Consider the following 19,551-nt stretch of genomic DNA (forward strand, 5'->3'; position numbering starts at 1 on the left):
GATCGCATGGGCGAACGCATCATCGAACTGCGCGACATCAAGAAATCCTACGGCCAGGTCTATGCGCTGGGCGGGGTCAACCTCAGCGTCGACCGCGGCGAGGTGGTCGGCCTTATCGGCGACAACGGCGCCGGCAAGTCGACGCTGATCAAGATCCTGTCCGGCGTGGTCAAGCCGACCAGCGGCGAGATCCTGGTGCGCGACAAGCCGGTAACCGGGTGGAGCGCGGCGCGCTCGCGCGACGCCGGCATCGAGACGGTGTTCCAGGACCGGGCGCTGGCCGTGCAGCAGACGATCGTGCGCAACATCTTCATGGGCCGCGAACTGACCAGCTTCATGGGCTGGCTGAAGGTCGACAAGGAGATCGAGGAGGCGAGCCGGCTAATGCGCGAGATCGGCTTCACCTCGAAGGTGTTCACGCCGCACTCGATCGTCGGCCAGCTTTCCGGCGGCGAGCGCCAGGGCGTGGCGATCGCACGCGCCATCTACAAGCAGGCGGAACTGATCATCCTCGACGAGCCGACGACGGCGCTGTCGCTGACTGAGACCGCCAAGGTCTTCCACTTCGTGCGCCAGGTGCGGGCGAGCGGCCGCTCGATCCTGTTCATCGGGCACAACATCCACCATGTCTTCGACATTGCCGACCGCTTCGTCGTGCTCGACCGCGGCAAGGTGGCGCTCGCGGCCGACCGCAACGAGGTCAAGTCGGCGGAAGACCTCATCAACTTCATGGAAGACGTAGCACACCCCGGCGGATTGCCGGGACTGCACGAGGACGCGGAGCAGGGAGCGCAATGAGCAAGGCGATGGAACCCGATCTGCAAACGCCTCTGGGAACGGCAAGCGGCAAGGTAGCCAAGGGACCGGCCAAGGAATGGAGCCATCCGTCCAATCACTGGCTGCGCGGCTTCGTCCTCGACAACCGCGCCTCGCTCGGCACGCTCGCCGTGTTCATCGTCATGATGGCGGTGTTCATGATCGCCAACCCGACCGTCTTCACCACCTGGTATCTCTACAGCTCCGTGTTGACGACGCTTCCCGTCGCGCTGTTCGTGGTCGTGCCGCTGGTCTTCGTCGTCACCTGCGGCGAGATCGACCTGTCATTTCCCGCGACAATGGGCTTTGCCTCCTGGGTCTTCGCGCTGGTCGTGCAGGCCGGCTACGATCCGTTTATCGGCATCGCGGCGGCGCTCGTCACCGGCACGCTGCTCGGCTTCCTGGTCGGCTCGCTGGTCGTCTATGGCGGCCTGTCGTCGCTGATCGCCACGCTCGGCATGAACTTCCTGCTGCGCGGGCTGATCCAGATCATCAACGAAGGCAGGTCGACGGCGCTGACCGGCCTTGCCGACAGCTCGGCCTACAAAATCTTCTCCAGCCAGGTCTGGGGCATCCCCGTGCAGGTCTTCTGGGCGATCGCCTTCGTCGTCTTCTCGGCACTGCTCTACAACCGCCACCGCTTCGGCGCGCAGGTGAAAGTGGTCGGCGACAATCCCGACAGCGCCAGGCAAATGGGCATCGACGTCAAACGGGTTCGGGTGAAGGTGTTCGTCTTCGTCGGCATCGGCGCGGCGATCGCCGGCACGTTTTCGGTGATGATCAATTTCACCTGGTGGCCGACGGCAGGCGACGGCTATCTGTTGCCGGTGCTGGCCTCGGTATTCGTCGGCGGCACGCCGACCTGGGGCGGCATCGGCACGGTGGTCGGCGGCGCGATCGGCGCGGTCACCGTGTCATTCATCCAGACCGGCGTCGTGGCGGCGGGCCTGAGCGGCTTCTACGTGCAGTTCTTCAACGGGCTGATCATCATCCTGTCGCTGCTCGGCCATAAGTGGAACCAGGCAAGGTACAGGTAGCTCACCCGAACTCAGAGACTGGAACCAACTGTCGTCAGCGCTCTAGCGCCAGTCAAACAGTGGCGTCTCGCTCAGTGGTGTTTCTTCCGCAGCGGGAGCTTCAGCCTTTTCTTTCCGAAGTGCTGCCTCTAGAATTATTTTCGCTTCTTCCAGCGCGAGCAAAAATTCATCAAGGCACTCGCGAAGTTCATTTCTTGAGAGAAGCTCAAAATCACCGCGTCTCCAGACCAGAGGCTGGCGCTTAGCTGCATCACCTTTCCCAACTTTTGGGAAGCAGAGAAATTCGCCAGGAGATTTTCTAAAGTCGGTCAGCGAGAAGACCGCGTCTTCGAAAATTGTGGCAAGCAGACGCATTTGCCATTTGGTCAGTGGGAAATTCGCCCAACCCACAGTGAAAATGGGAACCTGTAGTCCATTCTCAACGATGGTAATCAGGGGCTTGACGGGAACGACAAGACCCTTACCAACTCGAAATGGTTCAACTATTTCGTCAAAACAGGGCTTGCCGAAGTAGCCTCTATTTTCATCGTAATCATAAAACGCCGTAACATATTCGGCAACAATGCCGCGGCTATTTGCGCGCCCTTTGGACATTGCCGCGATTAACGCGGTTCGCCGATCTAAACCATAAACAATTCGATCTCGAATAATCGGCGACGCTGCAGAATATGTGGTGGTCGGAACACCCGTTGCGAACCGGACGAGTTCCTTGGTAGTTCGAACACGATCAGGGAAAACGTAACGAACCCAATTGTGAGCGTAGGGAGGCCTGCTAAGTTTGCTTATCTGCACGAGCGTTCCTCATTAATGTCGGGTTTGCCTTAAAAAGTATCGCTGGATGAGATCGTCGGTTATCTCCATTCCAGGATTGCTCCTCCCCGAAGCATTATACACTAGATCCCACGGTCCACCCTTTTCGTGAGACATATTAACGAGTTTAGTTGCCCCCAAGCGAATGTATTTATCAATCAGCGGATGCAGGAAAGTTTCATCTGAATTACTCATGGTCTCGTATACGGGCGCTCTCTGTAGAGACTTTAAGTCTAAGCTGGTGGCCCTTGCACTAATACCTGAAGCGCCAAAGCGCTTAAACTCTGAGTATATTTCTCTAATTACTGGACCGTAGTCCCATGCTTCTATCTTTGCATCAATTAATGGTCTGTCAAAATTTGCCAGATATATAGAATGCAAAAAATAGATTATCTTGTTGATTTCAAGATTGGTAATTCCAAGCCCCTCGGCGTCCGCACGATCAAGCACCAAATTTGCAATATATCGTGAGTCGTAAGCCATGCAAGCGATTGTACCCTATTTGTTCCTTTAGGCTAACAAATCGATAAGCCCCTCACACCGCGGCCACAAATCCGTCCAGCACGCGTTTCTGGCCGGCCTTGTCGAAGTCGATGGTGAGCTTGTTGCCGTCGATGGCCGCGATGTTGCCGTTGCCGAATTTCTGGTGGAAGACGCGGTCGCCGACATTGAAGGCGGACGGCGTGTCGGCGACGGATTTGGCGACCAGCTCGCCCTCGATGGTACGGCCTTTCACGCTGGTGCGGCCGGCCCCGTAGCCTGAATCGGTCTCGCCATAGCCGATACGCTCGACCTGGTGGCCCGAACGCGTGCCCCAGTTGCGGTCGGTCGCCTCGGTGCGGTTCGCCTGCGCGCGTTCCCAGCCGGGCGTTGCATAGGTGTTGGAGAAGCTGCCCTGGTCCTTGGCGCCGATATTGTCGAAGCGCGAGGCGCCGTAGGGGTTCTGTCGTCCGCCGCCGCGCCCGGAAGCGAACGAGCCGCCGCCATAGGGATTGCCGTAGCCGCCGTAGCTGTTGCCGCTGTCGGCGATATCGATATGGGTTTCGGGCAATTCATCGACGAAGCGCGACGGGATCGTCGATTGCCACAGGCCGTGAATCTGTCGGTTGGAGACGAACCAGATATGCAGGTTCTTCTTGGCGCGCGTCAGGCCGACATAGGCGAGCCGGCGCTCTTCCTCGAGGCCGGAGCGTCCGCCTTCATCCAGCGCGCGCTGATGCGGGAACAGGCCTTCCTCCCAGCCGGGCAGGAAGACGGTCTCGAATTCGAGGCCCTTGGCCGAATGCAGGGTCATGATCGAGACCGCATCTTGCGATTCGCCCTGCTCGGCCTCCATCACCAGCGCGACATGCTCGAGGAAGGAACGCAGCGATTCATACTCCTCCATGGAGCGGATCAGCTCCTTGAGGTTTTCCAGCCGCCCGGGCGCCTCCGCCGAACGGTCGTTCTTCCACATGTCGGTGTAGCCGCTCTCCTCCAGGATGGTCTCGGCGAGCTCGGTGTGCGGGGTGGCTTCCAGAGCCTTCTGCCAGCGCTCGAAATTGGCTGCGACCTCGCGCAGCGCCGCGCGCGGCTTCGGCTTCAGCTCGTCGCTTTCGGCGAGCGTCGCGGCGGCCTCCAGCATGGGGATGCGCATGGCGCGGGCCGTATCGTGGATCTGGCGGATGGTGGCTTCGCCCAACCCGCGCTTCGGCACGTTGATGATGCGCTCGAAGGCGAGGTCGTCGCCGCCATTGGCGACGACGCGGAAGAAGGCCAATGCATCGCGGATTTCCAGCCGCTCGTAGAAGCGCGGGCCGCCGATGACGCGGTAGTTCAAGCCCAGCGTGATGAAACGGTCTTCGAAGGCGCGCATCTGGAAGGAGGCGCGCACCAGGATCGCCATGTCATTGAGATTGTGCTTCTGCCGCTGGTAGGCCTCGATGGCGTCGCCGATGGCCCGCGCCTCTTCCTCCGAGTCCCAGGCGGCGTGGACGTGAACCTTGTCGTCCTCGGGGTCGTTGCGATCGGTGAACAGCGTCTTGCCGAAGCGGCCCTCATTGTGGGCGATGAGGTGCGAGGCCGCGCCCAATATATGCGCGGTGGAGCGATAGTTGCGTTCCAGCCGGATGATGGTGGCGCCCGGGAAATCCTTGTCGAAGCGCAGGATGTTGTCGACCTCGGCGCCGCGCCAGCCATAGATCGACTGGTCGTCGTCGCCGACGCAGCAAATATTTACGGCACTGGCTCCAATCTCCCCCCTTGTGGGGGAGATGTCGCCGGAGGCGACAGAGGGGGGCGCTGTCCCGCCGGCCTTTCCGCCTGAAAGATTGGAGGCGTCGCGATCCTTCGCGCCCCCCTCTGTCCTGCCGGACATCTCCCCCACTTGGGGGGAGATTGGCCTGCCGCCGGCGTCAGCGCCTTTGCGCCCGGAATTGGGGCGCTGCGCCAGCAGCCGCAGCCACATGTATTGCGCGGTGTTGGTGTCCTGATACTCGTCGACCAGTATGTATTTGAACCTGCGGTGGTATTCCTTCAGCACGTCCGGATAGGCGCGGAAGATGCGGATCGGATGGTAGAGCAGGTCGCCGAAGTCGCAGGAGTTCAGCGTCTGCAGCCGTTCCTGGTAGGCCTTGTAGAGTTGGCGGCCCTTGCCGTTGCCGAAGCTGCGCGCATCGCCTTCCGCTATTTCGTCCGGGCCAAGGCCCTTGTTCTTCCAGTTGTCGAGCATCTGGGCGAAGGTCTTGGCCGGCCAGCGCTTGTCGTCCAGCCCCTCGGCCTGGATCAGCTGCTTGATCAGCCGCACCACGTCGTCGGTGTCGAGAATGGTGAAATCCGATTTCAGCCCGGCGAGCTCGGCGTGTCGGCGAAGCAGCTTCACGCCGATCGAGTGGAAGGTGCCGAGCCAGGGCATGCCCTCGACATTGCCTTCGCCGATCAGGATGCCGATGCGCTGCTTCATCTCGCGCGCGGCCTTGTTGGTGAAGGTGACAGCCAGGATCTGCGAGGGAAAGGCCCTGCCGGTGGCAAGGAGATGGGCAATGCGCGTGGTGAGCACCCGCGTCTTGCCGGTGCCCGCGCCGGCCAGCACCAGAACCGGGCCTTCGGTCGTCTCGACGGCGAGGCGCTGCTCCGGGTTCAGGCCCTTGAGATAATCGGGCGCGCCGTTCTGGCCGCTGCGGGCGGCCATGGCGCGCGCGGCTATGCCGGATGGAGCCGCTGCCGGCCGCGCATTCGGTTCATCGAAAAAAGGCATGTCCTCGGAAAAGCCCGACATCGCCCCCGAATGTAGTGATTCGGCAGCGAAAGACCAGAACTGTCTACGTTTTGTTCTAGTTTCGCGTGTCTGGCCCCAACTTGACAGCCGGAGCGGGTGAGGGAAAGCTGACGGCAGGGCAGGGACGGCTCGCCGTCGCCTGAGAGCGGCCGCGAAGGCGCAACAGTCGAAGGAGCACCGTCTTGGCTGTCACCATCACCTCCCTCGTCCTCTTCCTCATCGGTCTCATTCTCGGCGGCGGCGGCATCTGGCTCATCGCGCTGGGCGGCAGTTGGTACTATCTGGTCGCCGGCCTGGTCTTCCTGATCACCACCTGGCTGCTGTTCAGGCGCCGGTCGACCTCGCTCTGGCTCTACGCGCTGTTCGTACTGGCCACGCTATCTTGGGCGGTCTGGGAAATCGGCTTCGACTGGTGGCAGCTCGGCCCGCGCGGCGGCGTCATCGTGCTCATCGCCCTGTGGCTGCTGACGCCGTGGGCAAGGCGGGGCTTGCTCGGGCCGGACGGACGCGCGCCGCTGATCCTGGCCGTGCTCGCCTCGCTCGCGGTCGCCGGTTATTCGATGACCGCCGATCCCATGGATATCGGCGGCACGCTGGGCACCGAAAAGGCGGCGACGGCCGCCAATCTCGGCGGCGACATGCCGGCGGGCGAGTGGCAGTTCTACGGCCGCACGCCTTTCGGCCAGCGCTATTCGCCGCTCGACCAGATCACGCCGGACAATGTCGCCAAGCTGCAGCCTGCCTGGACCTATCGCACCGGCGACGTGAAAGGCCCCGACGATATCGGCGAGACGACCTATCAGGTGACGCCGCTGAAGATCGGCGACGCGCTGTTCATCTGCACGCCGCATAATTTCGCCATCGCCATCGATGCCGCGAGCGGCAAGGAGAAGTGGCGCTACGACCCGAAGATCAAGCTCGACCCCAACCGCCAGCACCAGACCTGCCGCGGCGTGTCCTACTATGCCGACGCCAAGATCGCCGTCGGCCAGCCTTGCGCCGCACGCATCTACCTGCCGACCTCCGACGCCCGGCTGATCGCGCTCGACGCCGCGAACGGGCAGGTGTGTCCGTCCTTCGCCGACGGCGGCACGCTCAACCTGATGGCCAACATGCCATATCCGAAATCGGGCTACTACTATTCGACGTCGGCGCCGCTGATCGTCGGCGGCAAGATCATCGTCGGCGGCGCGGTCAACGACAATTACTCGACCGAGGAGCCGTCGGGCGTCATCCGCGCCTTCGACGTCAACACCGGCGCGCTGCTATGGAACTGGGATTCCGGCAATCCGGATGTGACGATGCCGCTGCCCGCCGGGCAGACCTACACCCACAACTCGCCCAACATGTGGTCGACCGCGAGCGCCGACGAGAAGCTGGGACTGCTCTACGTTCCGCTCGGCAACCAGACGCCGGACCAGCTCGGCATGGGCCGCAGCGCCAATGTCGAGAAGTTCTCCTCCTCGATCACCGCGCTCGATCTCAACACCGGGCAATTGCGCTGGGTCCGGCAGACCGTGCATCACGATCTGTGGGACATGGACGTGCCTGCGCAGCCGTCGCTGGTCGACATCACCACGGCGAACGGCGTCGTGCCGGCGCTGGTCGGGCCGACCAAGCAAGGCGATCTCTATGTGCTCGACCGTCGCACGGGCGAGCCGATCATTCCGGTTAAGGACGTGCCGGCGCCCGGCGGCGCGATCGAGGGCGATCATGCCTCGCCGACGCAGCCGGCCTCGGATCTGTCCTTCAATCCGAAGCCGCTGACCGGCGCCGACATGTGGGGCATCACCATGTTCGACCAGTTGGCGTGCCGGATCGAATTGAAGAAGCTGCGCTATGAGGGACGCTACACGCCGCCCTCGCTTCAGGGCTCGCTGATCTATCCCGGCAATTTCGGCGTCTTCAACTGGGGCGGCGTCGCGGTCGATCCGGTGCGGCAGGTGATGTTCGGCATGCCGACCTATCTCGCCTTCACCTCGAAGCTCATCCCCCGCGCGGACGTGCCGCCGCCGGGCGACACCAAGGGCAGCGAGCAGGGGCTGAACCGCAACGAGGGCGCGCCTTACGCGGTGGTGATGGGACCGTTCCTGTCGCCGCTCGGCATTCCCTGCCAGGCGCCGCCCTGGGGCTATGTCGCCGGCGTCGATCTCAAGACGGGAAACATCGCCTACAAGCACCGCAACGGCACTGTCTACGACATGACGCCGCTGCCTTTGCCGCTCAAGGTCGGTGTTCCCGGCATAGGCGGGCCGATGATCACGGCTGGCGGCGTCGCTTTTCTGGGCGCCGCGGTCGACGATTATCTTCGGGCCTACGACCTCACCACCGGCAGGCAGCTCTGGCGGGCGAGGCTGCCGGCGGGCGGCCAGTCGACGCCGATGACCTATACGGTGGCCGACGGCCGCCAGTTCGTCGTCATCGTCGCCGGCGGGCACGGCTCGGTCGGCACGAAGCCGGGCGATTACGTGATGGCCTACACGCTGCCAAAATAGGACAGGGCGGTGTCAGGCCTCAAAGCCCGAGATGACCGCGCAAGCTGGGCACCTGGTCCAGCACCTGATTGGTCAGCTCGGGGCCGGCGGCAACCTCGGCCTGCTTGATCAAGGTCTCGCCGGCCTGACGGATTTGCGCCATGTCGAGGCCGGACGCCTTGAGCGTGGCGATGCCGTTGATCAGCGCGCCGGCCTTTTCGCCCAGCACGCCGCCAAGCGCGCCCTGCAGCGACGACAGAAGTCCGCCGCCCGAATTGGCCGTCGCGCCGGCGGCCATCACGTCATATTTCTGGGCCAACGCACCGGCGCCGGGGATCTGGTCGAAGAAGGACGAAACGCTGGTGCCTTCAGCCTCATGCTCGAGCACGGAAAAAATGGTGCCGACAACCTTCTCGGTGGTCGGCTCGTCGAGGCCGGCCTTCGAGGAAACGGTGTTGATGATATCCTGGACGTTCATGGCATTCCCCTTTTCGTCATTCGTATCGGTGAAGCCGATCCGGCAACTTCACGTCCTAATGTGACAGCACCATCAAGCGTTTCGGAAATGACCAAAATGTGATGAATCAGCCGGGCTTGTCGGCGGAGCGACGGGTCGGCGCCAGACCTCTACAGGGATCGTCACCGGGGCGTGACTGGACCGTGCGATACTCGACGCTATCTTGCGGTTCACCGCCAACCGTCGAGGAAAATCATGACCAGCCCCGTTGCCAAGCCCGTCATCACGCAGCCCGTCGTCACGCAGCCTGTCATCACCCAGGCGATGATCGATGCCTATGACGAATACACGCATCTGACGCTCGACCGCCGCCGCTTCATGGAGCAGTTGACGAAGCTGGCGGGCTCTGGTGCCGCGGCGGCCGCGATCGCGCCGATGCTGGCGGCCAATTCCGCAAAGGCGGCGATCGTCGCCGAGGACGACAGCCGCGTTAAGGGCGAGGACATCACCTATCCCGGCTCAAGCGGCGAGATGAAGGGCTATCTGGTCAAGCCCGCGAACCAGTCAGGCAAGCTCGGCTGCGTCATCGTCGTCCACGAGAACAGGGGACTGAACCCGCATATCCGCGATGTCGCCCGGCGCGTGGCGCTGGAGGGATTCATCGCGTTGGCGCCGGACTTCCTGTCGCCGCTTGGCGGAACGCCCTCCGACGAGGACAAGGCGCGCGACATGTTCACCAAGCTCGACGCAACCCGGGTCGCGGCCGACGGCGTGGCGACGGTCGCCTATCTCAAAAGCCTCAAGGACGGCAACGGCAAGGTCGGGGCGGTCGGCTTCTGCTGGGGCGGAGGCGCGGTGAACCAACTCGCCGTCCATGCGCCCGACCTCAGCGCCGGCGTCGCCTATTACGGCATGCAGCCCAAGGCCGAGGACGCGCAAAAGATCAAGGCGCCGCTGCTGCTGCACTATGCCGGGTTGGACGAACGCACCAACGCCGGCATCGACGCCTATAAGAAGGCGCTGGACGCCGCGCATGTCGAATACACGATCTACGTCTATGAGGGTGCCAACCACGCCTTCAACAACGACACCTCGGCCGCGCGCTATGATAAGAAGGCCGCCGACCTCGCCTGGGGCCGGACAATTGCTTTCCTGAAGGAGAAGCTTGCATAGCCGAGCGGTCCAGAGCAATTCCAGGAAGAGTGACAAACGGCAACCTTTCAAAATCCGTGTGTCGGAGAACCAGGGCGTTTCACTGTTTCACGGAAACGGCGCCGGGAATTGGTTGAAGCCGCCCCAACCTCGTCATTCTATGGCGGAGCAAGGAGCGCAGCGACGCGGCGCAGACCATAGAATTCCGTGACGTGGAAGCGCTGCCACGGTGCAGAATTCCGCTCCGTTGCACGCCTTGGCGAAAGTAACGGAATGGATTCCAGGGTCTCCGCGACGGAGCTTCGCTCCTGCTCCGCCCTGGAATGACGACCGCGATGGGCGTTTCGGCCAATCTCCGAGGCATGCCACCTGCCAACGCAAACAGAGCCGACCGGTCAAAATCCCTGCGCAGTGTGCCACTAGGCGTTTGCCGCCGGCTTGTGGAAGGCCACCCCTGTGATCACCAGCGAAATGCCGATGCAGTCGGTCACACTGGGCACCTGGCGCAGGACAATGACGCCGATCAGCGTTGCCGTGAGCGGCAGGAGCGAGAGCATCAGCGCGAAGCTCGCGCGCGGCAACCGCGCCATGGCGAGCTGGTCGCAGATGTAGGGGATGACCGAAGAGCAGATGCCGACGCCGATCGCGGCGCCGAGCAGGTGCGGCGACGAGAAGGCGGGCAGCGCCTCGCGAAAGCCGATGGGCAACACGATGAGGAAGGCGACCGCCATGGCGGCGCCGAGGCCGGCGATGCCGATGCCTGCCTGGGCGACGCGGTGACCGATCACGATGTAGCCGACGAACAGGGCGCCGTTCAAAAAGGCCCAGAACAAGCCGACCGGATCGCTGGACCATTTCACGTCGATGAGCAGCAAGGTGCCGACAACGGCTACGGCGAGTGCGGCAAAGTTGCGCCGGCTGCGCAGGCCGACCAGCGCGACCGCGATCGTGCCGACGAATTCGATCGCCGCCACCAGCGAGATCGGCAGCCGGCCGAGCGCCAGGTAGAACGAGCAGTTCATCACCGCCAGGCAGCCGCCGAAGGCCAGCAGCAGCAGCCGCTGAGCGCGATCGGCGCGGGCGAAAACGCGCCAGGGCCTGGTCAGGGGAGCAAAGACGAGGGCGGCGGTGGCGATGCGCAGCCAGGCCATGCCGAGCACGCCGACCTGAGCGAAAAGCAGCACGGCGAAGGCCGGCCCGAGATAATGGAACACGGCGCTGACGCAGAACCAGACATGCGGCGGCAACGCGTTGGCCATTCCAGCAAGCATGGTGGGGCCGGCGAGGGCGGCGTGCGCATCGGCGGCGGCCCGGTTTGCAGCCGGAATTTGCGTTTGCGATTTCATGCGAGCATTATCGCAGGCGAAACTCGCGGATTATATGTGTGATGAATGGTTTGGTTGACGCTTTGCTTTCTGATGGAAGAGGTTTGGCTTGAAAAACCTTCGAAGTGAAAATGTCGATCTGGATGCGATCGATCTGAAACTCCTGCGGTTCCTGGAAAAGGATGCGCGCATCAGCACGGCGGAACTGGCGCGAGCGGTCGGGCTGTCGGCGCCGAGCGTGGCGGAGCGCATCCGCAAGCTGCAGGAGAACGGCGTGATCGAGGCGTATACGGTCAGGATCAATCCGGCCGCTCTCGGCATGAAGCTGTCCGCATGGCTGAGAATCAGGCCGGTGCCGGGACAGCTTTCCGTGGTGGCGGACATCATCCGCGAGCTGCCGGAAATCGCGCAATGCGACCGCGTGACCGGCGAGGACTGCTTCGTCGCGCTCGCCCATGTCGGCTCGGTGAGCGAGCTCGAGCGGGTGATCGACCGGATCATTCCCTATGCGATGACCAACACCGCGATCATCCAGTCGTCACCGGTCGAGCCGCGCTCGCCGCTGTGCGGGTTCAAGCAGCCATGATTCGGCGGTTATGACTCGGCAGCTATGACTGGTCAGGGAGGATGAGGCAGCGACGATGAATCAAGCGTGGCCGCGCTTCATGCGCGCCTGCTTCAGAATCATGCGCCAGCGGATCATGTCGAACGGGATGGGTTCGTTGTTGTTGGCGATGTGGAAGATCTCGTTGTTGACGTTCTTCAGCGATCGCCAGAAATCATAGTCGGTGATGCGTGGATCGGCCGCCAAGCGCTCCACTTCGACGTTGATGTCGGTTTTCATGCACTATCCTCGCACCGCATTCCGCCAGCCGCCCCCGCGCAAACCCGGTACGGCGGTTTTCGAACGCGCCAGTGAGTCGTTCAACGGACTCAACCGACTTGTTCACGTTAAAACCTTGGTAAGGTTAACGCGGGCGTCCGGCTTTTCAAGCGCCCTTGCGCTTGATGCCGATCGAGCGGCCGGCGCGCTCCGGCATCGGTAACGCTGCATGGGCGGCGCGCATGGCCTCGACCCGGGCCATCACGTCTGCGGGGAAGGGAGCGACCTTCGGTCCTTCCATGTCGACATGCAGCGACAGCGACTCGGACGTGGCGGCAAGCCAGCCGTCGACGTGGCGGATTTCCTGGTAGGCACGCAGGCGCTTCTCGTCATGGTCGATCAGCTGGAACGAGACATAGACCTTGTGGTCGAGGTGCAACTCCTGCACGTAGCAGACATGGACTTCGGCCGTGTAGATGGTGAGGCGTCGCTCCTTGGCGTAGTTCGGCCCCATGCCCATCAGCTCGAACGCCTGGTCCGAGCAGCGGTCGAACAGCACGTTGTAGTAGGCCATGTTGAGATGACCGTTATAGTCGATCCATTCCTTCTCGATCGCCATTGGGCCGGAAATGATCGGTGCGGGGATCGTCATTTTGGTTTTCCTTGATGGTCGCTGGACAAGGCGGACGGAAGGCTACGGTGAAGTCGCCGAGCCTAATCGCTTGGCACTTTTCCTAGGATTGCTTTAGGCATCATTCATAGCTGCACTACAAGCGTGGCCACTGGTCCATTCGCGGAGGAATTCATGGCTTTGAGCGACCTCAACCCCGTCGAACGCAATGAGGAAGGCATCGCCGCGGTGCTCGGCATCCTCAAGCAGCGCTTCGGCGAGCGCTTCCAGACCGGCGAGGCGATACGCGGCCAGCACGCGCACACCACCACCTATATCCCGACCCAGGCGCCGGACGGCGTCGCTTTCGTCGAAACGACCGCGGACGTGCAGGAGATCGTGCGCGCCTGCGCCGCCCACCGCGTGCCGGTCATCGCCTTCGGCGTCGGTTCTTCGCTGGAGGGCCACACCAACGCGCCGGGCGGCGGCATTTCCATCGATACGTCGCGCATGAACCGGATCCTGGCCGTCAACCCGCAGGACCTCGACTGCACCGTCGAGCCCGGGGTGACGCGCGAGGACCTCAACCGGCACCTGCGCGACACCGGCCTGTTCTTTCCGATCGATCCTGGCGCCAACGCATCGCTGGGCGGCATGGCGGCGACCAGGGCCTCCGGCACCAACGCGGTGCGCTACGGCACGATGCGCGAAAACGTGCTGTCGCTGACCGCCGTCATGGCCGACGGCGAGACGGTGACGACCGGCAAGCGGGCAAAGAAAAGCTCGGCCGGCTACGACCTGACGCGGCTTCTGGTCGGCTCCGAAGGCACGCTCGGCGTCATCACGTCGCTGACGCTGAGGCTGCAGGGCATTCCGCAGGCGATCTCAGGTGGCGTCTGCCCGTTTCCGAGCCTCGAGGCGGCCTGCAACACGGTGATCGCAACCATCCAGATGGGCATCCCGGTGGCGCGTATCGAGCTGGTCAACGCGCTGCAGATGCGGGCGATGAAAAACTATTCCAAGCTCGACTATCCGGAGAGCCCGTGCCTGTTCGTCGAGTTCCACGGCAGCGACGCGGGCGTCGCCGAGCAGGCCGAGACGTTCGGCATGATCGCCGAGGAGCAGGGTGGCGGGCCGTTCCTGTGGACCAGCGTCGCTGAGGAGCGGACAAAGCTCTGGAAGGCGCGGCACGACGCCTATTGGTCGTCGCTGACGCTGCGCCCCGGCGCCAAGGGGCTTTCGACCGACGTCTGCGTGCCGATCTCGCGGCTTGCCGAATGCGTCACGGAGACCGAGGCCGACATTGCCGAGATGGGGCTTGTCGCGCCGATCGTCGGCCACGCCGGCGACGGCAATTTCCACGTGCTGGTGCTGATGGATGTCGACAATCCTGGAGAGATCGCGCTCGCCGAGAAATTCGTCGCCCGGCTCAACATGCGCGCGATCGCCATGGAAGGCACCTGCACCGGCGAGCACGGCATCGGCCAGGGCAAGGTCGGCTTCCTGCGCCACGAGCTCGGCCATGGCGTCGATGTCATGCGCACGATCAAGCAGGCGCTCGATCCGCTGAACATCATGAACCCGGGCAAGATCCTACCGGCACCCGGGTAACACGCCGGCCATAGGCTATTCGCCCATGCCGTCGACCAGCTTCTGCAGCATCGGCCGTGTCGGCGCGAAGAAGGTCGTGCCGGTATGCGGGGTGGAGAAATCGAGCAGCCGGTCGTAGGCGCCGGGCGGCTCGCCGACATACATGCGCTGCAGCATCTTCTCGATCACCCACAGATAGCGGGTGTAGCCGATGAAATAGGTGCCGAACTCGTTCTGCCCCGGGCGGCCGAACGGCATGTTGTCGCGCAGGATGTCGTATTCGTTGCCGGCGTCGTCCTCGATGGTGGCCAGCGACTTGTGCGATTTACGCGGCTTGTCGTCGTCATCGATCTCGATGTTGTCGATCTTGGTGCGGCCGATGATCTCTTCCTGGACATGCGTTGGCGTCTCTTTCCAGGCTGCCATGTTGTGCAGGTATTTCTGTACGACGACGTAGCTGCCGCCGGCAAAGTCGCCGTCCTCGTCGCCGATCAAAGCAGAGGCGGGCAGGTCGAGGCCGGTCGGATTGGCGGTGCCGTCGACAAAGCCCAAGAGATCGCGCGCGTCGAAATAGCGAAAGCCGGACACCTCGTCGGCGACGGTCACGCTGCCGGCCAGGCGGTCCAGCAGGATGCGCTCGAACTCGAAGCACATGTCGGGCCGCTCGGCGCGGATGTGGAAGAGCAGATCGCCCGGCGTCGAGGGCGCCGAATGCGCCGAGCCCTCGATCGGCGCGAAGGGTTTCAGCTCGCGCGGCCGGCGGCCGGGCGACAGACGGTTCCAGAGCGCGGCGCCGATGCCGGCGATGCAGGACAGGCGTCCCGACAAGTCGCGGAAGCCGACATTCTTGACCAGAGCGTCGAGCTCGCCCAGCACCGAAGCGACATTCGAAAGCGCGGCCTCGTCGCTGCCGACGGTTACGACGAGGAAAATCGCGGCCAGCGACAGCGGAGCGTCGACGCTCTGCGCGTCGATGGGCACTCTGTCCCAATTCTTGCCTGACATCGGGAACGCTCCGTGTTGGGTTCAGATTTGTCGCGGCCAAGGACGTGACCGGAAGGGCGGGAATCCGCAAAAGAGATATCGCGACCGCGAGCCGTCGCGCAACTGGAGACGTTGCCGTTGCCGCGCGTTGAATTGCCTCTTTATCGACACGCGGATGCGGGTAGAGTGCGGCTGACTTTCAACCCGGGAAACAGATGCTCGCCCGCCTGTTCGTGATTTTCGGTGGCCTGTTCGTGCTGGTGCTGTGCGCGGCGCTGGTGGTGCCGTATTTCATCGACTGGACAGGTTACCGGGGCGATTTCGAGCGCGAGGCGAGCGCCGTCCTCGGCCGCAAGGTGACGGTGAAGGGCGACGCGACAGCGCGGCTGTTGCCGTTTCCGTCGGTGACCTTCTCGAATGTCGAGGTCGCGGGCGGGCCGGAAGGCCAGCCGGCGATGACGGTCGAGACCTTCTCCATGGATGCGGAGCTCGCACCATTCCTGCGCGGCGAGGTGCTGATCTTCGACATGCGGCTGGTACATCCGAAAGCCGTCATCAATATCGCCGGTGACGGCACCGTCGACTGGACGCTCCGGCCCTCGGCTCCCTTCGATCCGGGCCAGATCGCGATCGAGAAGCTGTCGGTGACCGAAGGGCAGATCGAGCTGCGCCATGCCGCCGGCGGGCGCAGCCACCTGATCTCGGAGATCAACACGACGATTTCGGCCAAGGCGCTCACCGGCCCATGGCGCATGGACGGAACGCTGCGCTTCGATGGCCTGCGGGCCGACGTCTCGGCTTCCACCGGCAAGGTGGAGCCGGACGGCCAGATGCGGCTCCGGCTGAAAGCGGATCCCGATGCCTATCCGCTGATCATCGAAGCCGACGGCAATGCCGGCATCGTCAAGGGCGCCGCGGTCTATTCCGGCCAGTTCAAGATTTCGGGTGACGACAGGAATTCGGCCGAGCTGCGCGGCAACGGGGGCGAGCCGGTCAAGGTCAGCACCGGCAAGCCCGACCCGGGCTTCCGGCTGAACGGCAAGTTCGCGCTCGACCACCAGAAGCTCAATTTCGACGAGTTCCGCTTCGAGACCGGGCCGCTCGACAATCCCTATACCGCCGACGGCAAGGCATCGGTCGATCTCGGCCCGAAGCCGCATTTCTTGGTCGAGGCCAGCGGGGCGCAGGTGCAGTTCGACGAGGCCGTCGGCGGGGCCGCCGGCGCCGGCTTCACTCTCGACCAGCGCATTGCGGCGTTCGAGCGGACGCTGCAGCACATGCCGAAGCCGACCATACCGGGCAAGGTCGAGGTCAGTCTGCCGGCGGTGGTGGCGGGCGACACGACGGTGCGCGACGTGCGGCTGTCGGCCGAGCCGGCCGAAGGGGGCTGGTCGGTCAAGTCGCTTGCCGCGACGCTGCCGGGCCGTACAACGCTCGAGGCCGACGGCATGTTGAGCCTCGAAGATCATTTCGGCTTCACCGGCTCGTTGCTGCTGGCCGTCGGGCAGCCTTCCGGCTTTGCCGCCTGGCTGTCGAAGGATGTCGACGAGGCCATCCGCCGGCTGCCGGCGGCAGGCTTCAAGGCCAAGGTCGATCTCAGCGAGAACCGGCAGTCGTTCAGCGATCTCGAACTCATCCTCGGCAAGGCGAAATTTTCGGGCAGCATCGATTCCAGCCAGCCGGACGGCGCCAGGCCATCGGTGCTGATGCGGCTGACCGGCGGCGAGATGGATCTGGACGGGCTCGCGGCGTTCGCCTCGATCTTCATCAGCGACAAGGGCGCCAACCGCTTTTCGGATCGCGATCTCGATTTCCAGATCAAGGCGGGTCCGGTCAGCGCTGCCGGGCTCAGCGCCGACACCGTCGACACGGCGCTGCGGTTGCGCGAGGGCCTGCTCGAGATCGACCGGCTTTCGATCGGCGGCCTGGCCGGCGCCTCGATCAGCGCCACGGGCCGGGTCAAGGATTTCCCGCAGAGCCCGACCGGCAAGCTCAACGCTTCCGTGGTGGCGGTGGACCTCAAGCCGCTGATCGACGTCGCGGCCCAGCATTATCCCGACAATGGCGTGCTCAAAGGCCTGGCCAGCCGTGCGGCGGCCTATCCCGAACTGTTCCAGGACGCGCGCATCGATCTCTTGACCAGCGCCGCCGACAATGGCGACGGCACCACGGGCCTGGCGCTCTCGGCCCAGGGCAGGGCCGGCGGCTCGGCCTTTTCGGCTTCGCTTTCCGGCAAGGGAACCGTGGGCAAGCTCTCCGAGGCGCCGGTGGCGATCACCTTCAACGCCCACAACGACAATGCCACCACGCTGCTTGCGCTTTACGGCCTGCCGGCGTTGCCGCTCGGCATGCTCGGCCACGCCAACACCGACGTCTCGGCGAAGGGCTCGGTCGCCGGCGGTCTCGCGACAAGTTTCAACCTGACGGCCGATGATTTCAAGGCAAGCTTCGACGGAACAGTCGCCTCGACGGCGCAAGGCCCCACCGCCAAGGGCAAGGTCAATCTCGACGCCGCCGATATCGAGCCGTGGCTGATGACGACGGGGGTAGGCCTGCCCGGCATGGGAACGGGGACGTCGACATCGCTGGCGGCCGATGCCGATTTCGGCAATGGGCTTCTGGTGCTGAGCGGTCTCACCGGCTCGATCGACAAGGCGGCGATGTCCGGCGACGTCAACATCGACGCCAAGGATGGTCTGCCGCATCTTGCCGGGGCGCTGGCGCTCGACGAGCTCGACCTCGATCCGCTGGCGGTCTCCCTGTTCGGCGACCAGTCCTTCGCTGCCGCCAAGGGTGGCTGGCCGACGACGCCGTTCAGCCAGAAGTCGACCCTGCCGTTCAACGCCGACCTCGATCTCAACACCTCGGCGCTCGCCATCGGGCCCTTCGCGACGGCGCATGACGCTTCATTCTCGCTGAAGCTCGACCGCGAAGGCATCCATGTCTCCGACCTCAAGGCGAAGCTCCATGGCGGCGAGCTGACCGGCCTGTTCGACCTGAAGAACACGGAGGGCACCGGCCTGTTCTCCGGCCAAATGAGGCTGGCCGGCAGCGATCTTTCCGCAGTCCTGCCAGGCGCCGGCATCGGCGGCAGCGGCGATCTTTCGGCGGCGTTGTCGACCAGCGGCAAATCCGTCGATGCCATGATCGCCGCCCTGTCCGGTTCCGGCACCGCGGCGTTGAAGGGATTGAAGGTGGACGGTATCAATCCGGACGGCTTCGGCGCCATCATCGCCAAGGCCGATGCGATCGGACGCGATATCGACACGGCCAAGACGGCGGAGTTCGCGCCGCAGATCGCAGGCGAAGGCAGCTTCGCCGCTGGCGACACCGATGTGGCCTTCACCATCGCCAACGGCACGTTGCGGGCGCCGCCGATCAGTCTCGACAATCCAGGGGCGACCTTGTCCGCCGACGTGACTGCCGATCTCAACACGAGCACCGTCACGGCAAAGGGGACGCTGACCTATCGTCCCGGCGACGAGGCACTGGTCGGTTCCGAGCCGGCCGTCAATTTCAGCCTGGCCGGTCCGCTCGGGGCCGCGCCCCGGTTCGACAGCGGCCCTCTGGCACAGTTTCTGACGCAGCGCGCGCTGGAGAAGGAACAGCAGCGGGTCGAGGCGATGCAGGCGGCGCTGCTCGAAAAGCAGCGCCTGCGGCGCGAGGTGCGCTATTACGCGGCGCTGCAAACTGAGCGCGACAAGGCGGCCGAGGAGTTGCGCCGGCAAGAGGAAGAGGCGCGGCAGAAGGCCGAGGCGGACGCCAAGGCGAAAGCCGAGGCTGAGGCGCAGGCACAGGCAGAAGCCGAGGCAAAAGCCAAGGCCGACGAAGAGGCGAGGGCCAAGGCGGAAGCCGACGCCAAGGCGCAGGCCGAAGCGGACGCCAAGGCCAAGGCCGATGCCGATCGCAAGAAGGCGGAGCAGGCGAAGCTGGACGCAGCGCGCAAGGCGGCCGAGCCAAAGGCCGATCGGTCGCTGCCGGGCGTCAATGACGGTTCGGCGCCGGCGCCGGCGAAGCCGAAGGCCAACCCGTTCACGATCGACAATCTGTTGAAATCGCTCGACGGCGGTTGAGCTTTACGCCGCGCGCTGCGGGGGCGGGACCAGTTCCGCGGCACACGGATCTGACCGGTCGGCTCTGCTTTCGTTGGCAGGTGGCATGCGTTGGAGATTGGCCGAAACGCCCATCGCGATCTTAGGGCGGAGCAGGAGCGAAGC

General features: G+C 64.0%; 15 protein-coding genes. 7 read left to right on the forward strand and 8 right to left on the reverse strand.

Translation table 11 applies throughout. The features are described 5' to 3' along the window. Window positions 1-6: 6 nt before the first annotated feature. Together FJ980_RS13280 and FJ980_RS13285 are read left to right on the forward strand one after the other, a co-directional pair. Entirely contained in the window at window positions 7-798 is a 792-nt protein-coding gene (locus FJ980_RS13280; protein ID WP_140543322.1) for an ATP-binding cassette domain-containing protein, read from the forward strand. Then, complete coding sequence (locus FJ980_RS13285) at window positions 795-1,853, forward strand: ABC transporter permease (RefSeq protein ID WP_140543324.1); 1,059 nt, start codon at window positions 795-797, stop codon at window positions 1,851-1,853. The genes FJ980_RS13280 and FJ980_RS13285 overlap by 4 nt, the downstream gene beginning before the upstream one ends. 42 nt (window positions 1,854-1,895) lie before the next feature. Here the strand turns inward: FJ980_RS13285 and FJ980_RS13290 are convergent, their stop codons facing one another. The 3 genes from FJ980_RS13290 to FJ980_RS13300 are packed head-to-tail and all read right to left on the reverse strand — an operon-like array spanning window position 1,896 to window position 5,919. After that, window positions 1,896-2,645, reverse strand: coding sequence for a hypothetical protein (locus tag FJ980_RS13290; RefSeq protein WP_140543326.1), 750 nt, complete (start codon window positions 2,643-2,645; stop codon window positions 1,896-1,898). 12 nt (window positions 2,646-2,657) lie between these two features. Then, a complete protein-coding gene (locus FJ980_RS13295) occupies window positions 2,658-3,146 on the reverse strand; it encodes a type II toxin-antitoxin system antitoxin SocA domain-containing protein (RefSeq protein ID WP_140543328.1) in 489 nt (162 codons plus the stop codon). A 52-nt stretch (window positions 3,147-3,198) separates the two neighbouring features. After that, window positions 3,199-5,919 (reverse strand): UvrD-helicase domain-containing protein, encoded by a 2,721-nt coding sequence (locus FJ980_RS13300; protein WP_140543330.1) that lies wholly within the window; start codon window positions 5,917-5,919, stop codon window positions 3,199-3,201. 182 nt (window positions 5,920-6,101) lie between these two features. On the opposite strand from FJ980_RS13300, the gene FJ980_RS13305 reads away from it, so the two are divergent. Further along, window positions 6,102-8,414 carry a glucose/quinate/shikimate family membrane-bound PQQ-dependent dehydrogenase gene (locus tag FJ980_RS13305; protein ID WP_140543332.1) on the forward strand — a complete coding sequence of 771 codons (2,313 nt, stop codon included), beginning with the start codon at window positions 6,102-6,104 and terminating at the stop codon, window positions 8,412-8,414. A 19-nt stretch (window positions 8,415-8,433) separates the two neighbouring features. On the opposite strand, the gene FJ980_RS13310 is transcribed toward FJ980_RS13305, so the two are convergent. Next, window positions 8,434-8,871, reverse strand: coding sequence for a hypothetical protein (locus tag FJ980_RS13310; RefSeq protein WP_140543334.1), 438 nt, complete (start codon window positions 8,869-8,871; stop codon window positions 8,434-8,436). A gap of 234 nt (window positions 8,872-9,105) precedes the next feature. On the opposite strand from FJ980_RS13310, the gene FJ980_RS13315 reads away from it, so the two are divergent. Continuing rightward, the gene (locus FJ980_RS13315) at window positions 9,106-10,023 is read left to right on the forward strand and encodes a dienelactone hydrolase family protein (protein WP_140543336.1); all 918 of its coding nucleotides are present in this window, start codon (window positions 9,106-9,108) and stop codon (window positions 10,021-10,023) included. Between the two features lie 398 nt (window positions 10,024-10,421). On the opposite strand, the gene FJ980_RS13320 is transcribed toward FJ980_RS13315, so the two are convergent. After that, entirely contained in the window at window positions 10,422-11,348 is a 927-nt protein-coding gene (locus tag FJ980_RS13320) for a DMT family transporter (protein ID WP_181181191.1), read from the reverse strand. Between the two features lie 88 nt (window positions 11,349-11,436). Here FJ980_RS13320 and FJ980_RS13325 point away from each other — a divergent pair, with 88 nt between their 5' ends. Further along, complete coding sequence (locus FJ980_RS13325) at window positions 11,437-11,913, forward strand: Lrp/AsnC family transcriptional regulator (RefSeq protein WP_140543338.1); 477 nt, start codon at window positions 11,437-11,439, stop codon at window positions 11,911-11,913. A gap of 60 nt (window positions 11,914-11,973) precedes the next feature. Here the strand turns inward: FJ980_RS13325 and FJ980_RS13330 are convergent, their stop codons facing one another. Together FJ980_RS13330 and FJ980_RS13335 are read right to left on the reverse strand one after the other, a co-directional pair. Then, window positions 11,974-12,171, reverse strand: a complete 198-nt coding sequence (locus FJ980_RS13330) for a hypothetical protein (RefSeq protein WP_140543340.1) — start codon at window positions 12,169-12,171, stop codon at window positions 11,974-11,976. A 145-nt stretch (window positions 12,172-12,316) separates the two neighbouring features. Next, window positions 12,317-12,802 carry a thioesterase family protein gene (locus FJ980_RS13335; protein ID WP_140543342.1) on the reverse strand — a complete coding sequence of 162 codons (486 nt, stop codon included), beginning with the start codon at window positions 12,800-12,802 and terminating at the stop codon, window positions 12,317-12,319. A 153-nt stretch (window positions 12,803-12,955) separates the two neighbouring features. On the opposite strand from FJ980_RS13335, the gene FJ980_RS13340 reads away from it, so the two are divergent. After that, window positions 12,956-14,371 carry an FAD-linked oxidase C-terminal domain-containing protein gene (locus FJ980_RS13340; protein ID WP_140543344.1) on the forward strand — a complete coding sequence of 472 codons (1,416 nt, stop codon included), beginning with the start codon at window positions 12,956-12,958 and terminating at the stop codon, window positions 14,369-14,371. A gap of 15 nt (window positions 14,372-14,386) precedes the next feature. Here the strand turns inward: FJ980_RS13340 and FJ980_RS13345 are convergent, their stop codons facing one another. Beyond that, window positions 14,387-15,355, reverse strand: a complete 969-nt coding sequence (locus tag FJ980_RS13345; RefSeq protein WP_140543346.1) for a Dyp-type peroxidase — start codon at window positions 15,353-15,355, stop codon at window positions 14,387-14,389. Between the two features lie 194 nt (window positions 15,356-15,549). Between FJ980_RS13345 and FJ980_RS13350 the strand changes: the two genes are divergently transcribed. Next, complete coding sequence (locus FJ980_RS13350) at window positions 15,550-19,407, forward strand: AsmA-like C-terminal region-containing protein (RefSeq protein ID WP_140543348.1); 3,858 nt, start codon at window positions 15,550-15,552, stop codon at window positions 19,405-19,407. Window positions 19,408-19,551: the final 144 nt, after the last annotated feature.

It is taken from the genome of Mesorhizobium sp. B1-1-5 (assembly GCF_006443065.1).
In the GTDB taxonomy this organism is placed as follows: domain Bacteria; phylum Pseudomonadota; class Alphaproteobacteria; order Rhizobiales; family Rhizobiaceae; genus Mesorhizobium.

Excerpts from the sequence above, each read along its gene's own strand:
- FJ980_RS13345 (WP_140543346.1), bottom strand. The coding sequence starts at position 15,355 with ATGTCAGGCAAGAATTGGGACAGAGTGCCCATCGACGCGCAGAGCGTC.
- FJ980_RS13295 (WP_140543328.1), bottom strand. The coding sequence starts at position 3,146 with ATGGCTTACGACTCACGATATATTGCAAATTTGGTGCTTGATCGTGCG.
- FJ980_RS13280 (WP_140543322.1), top strand. The coding sequence starts at position 7 with ATGGGCGAACGCATCATCGAACTGCGCGACATCAAGAAATCCTACGGC.
- FJ980_RS13315 (WP_140543336.1), top strand. The coding sequence starts at position 9,106 with ATGACCAGCCCCGTTGCCAAGCCCGTCATCACGCAGCCCGTCGTCACG.
- FJ980_RS13310 (WP_140543334.1), bottom strand. The coding sequence starts at position 8,871 with ATGAACGTCCAGGATATCATCAACACCGTTTCCTCGAAGGCCGGCCTC.
- FJ980_RS13285 (WP_140543324.1), top strand. The coding sequence starts at position 795 with ATGAGCAAGGCGATGGAACCCGATCTGCAAACGCCTCTGGGAACGGCA.
- FJ980_RS13350 (WP_140543348.1), top strand. The coding sequence starts at position 15,550 with ATGCTCGCCCGCCTGTTCGTGATTTTCGGTGGCCTGTTCGTGCTGGTG.
- FJ980_RS13335 (WP_140543342.1), bottom strand. The coding sequence starts at position 12,802 with ATGACGATCCCCGCACCGATCATTTCCGGCCCAATGGCGATCGAGAAG.
- FJ980_RS13340 (WP_140543344.1), top strand. The coding sequence starts at position 12,956 with ATGGCTTTGAGCGACCTCAACCCCGTCGAACGCAATGAGGAAGGCATC.
- FJ980_RS13330 (WP_140543340.1), bottom strand. The coding sequence starts at position 12,171 with ATGAAAACCGACATCAACGTCGAAGTGGAGCGCTTGGCGGCCGATCCA.
- FJ980_RS13300 (WP_140543330.1), bottom strand. The coding sequence starts at position 5,919 with ATGTCGGGCTTTTCCGAGGACATGCCTTTTTTCGATGAACCGAATGCG.
- FJ980_RS13320 (WP_181181191.1), bottom strand. The coding sequence starts at position 11,348 with ATGAAATCGCAAACGCAAATTCCGGCTGCAAACCGGGCCGCCGCCGAT.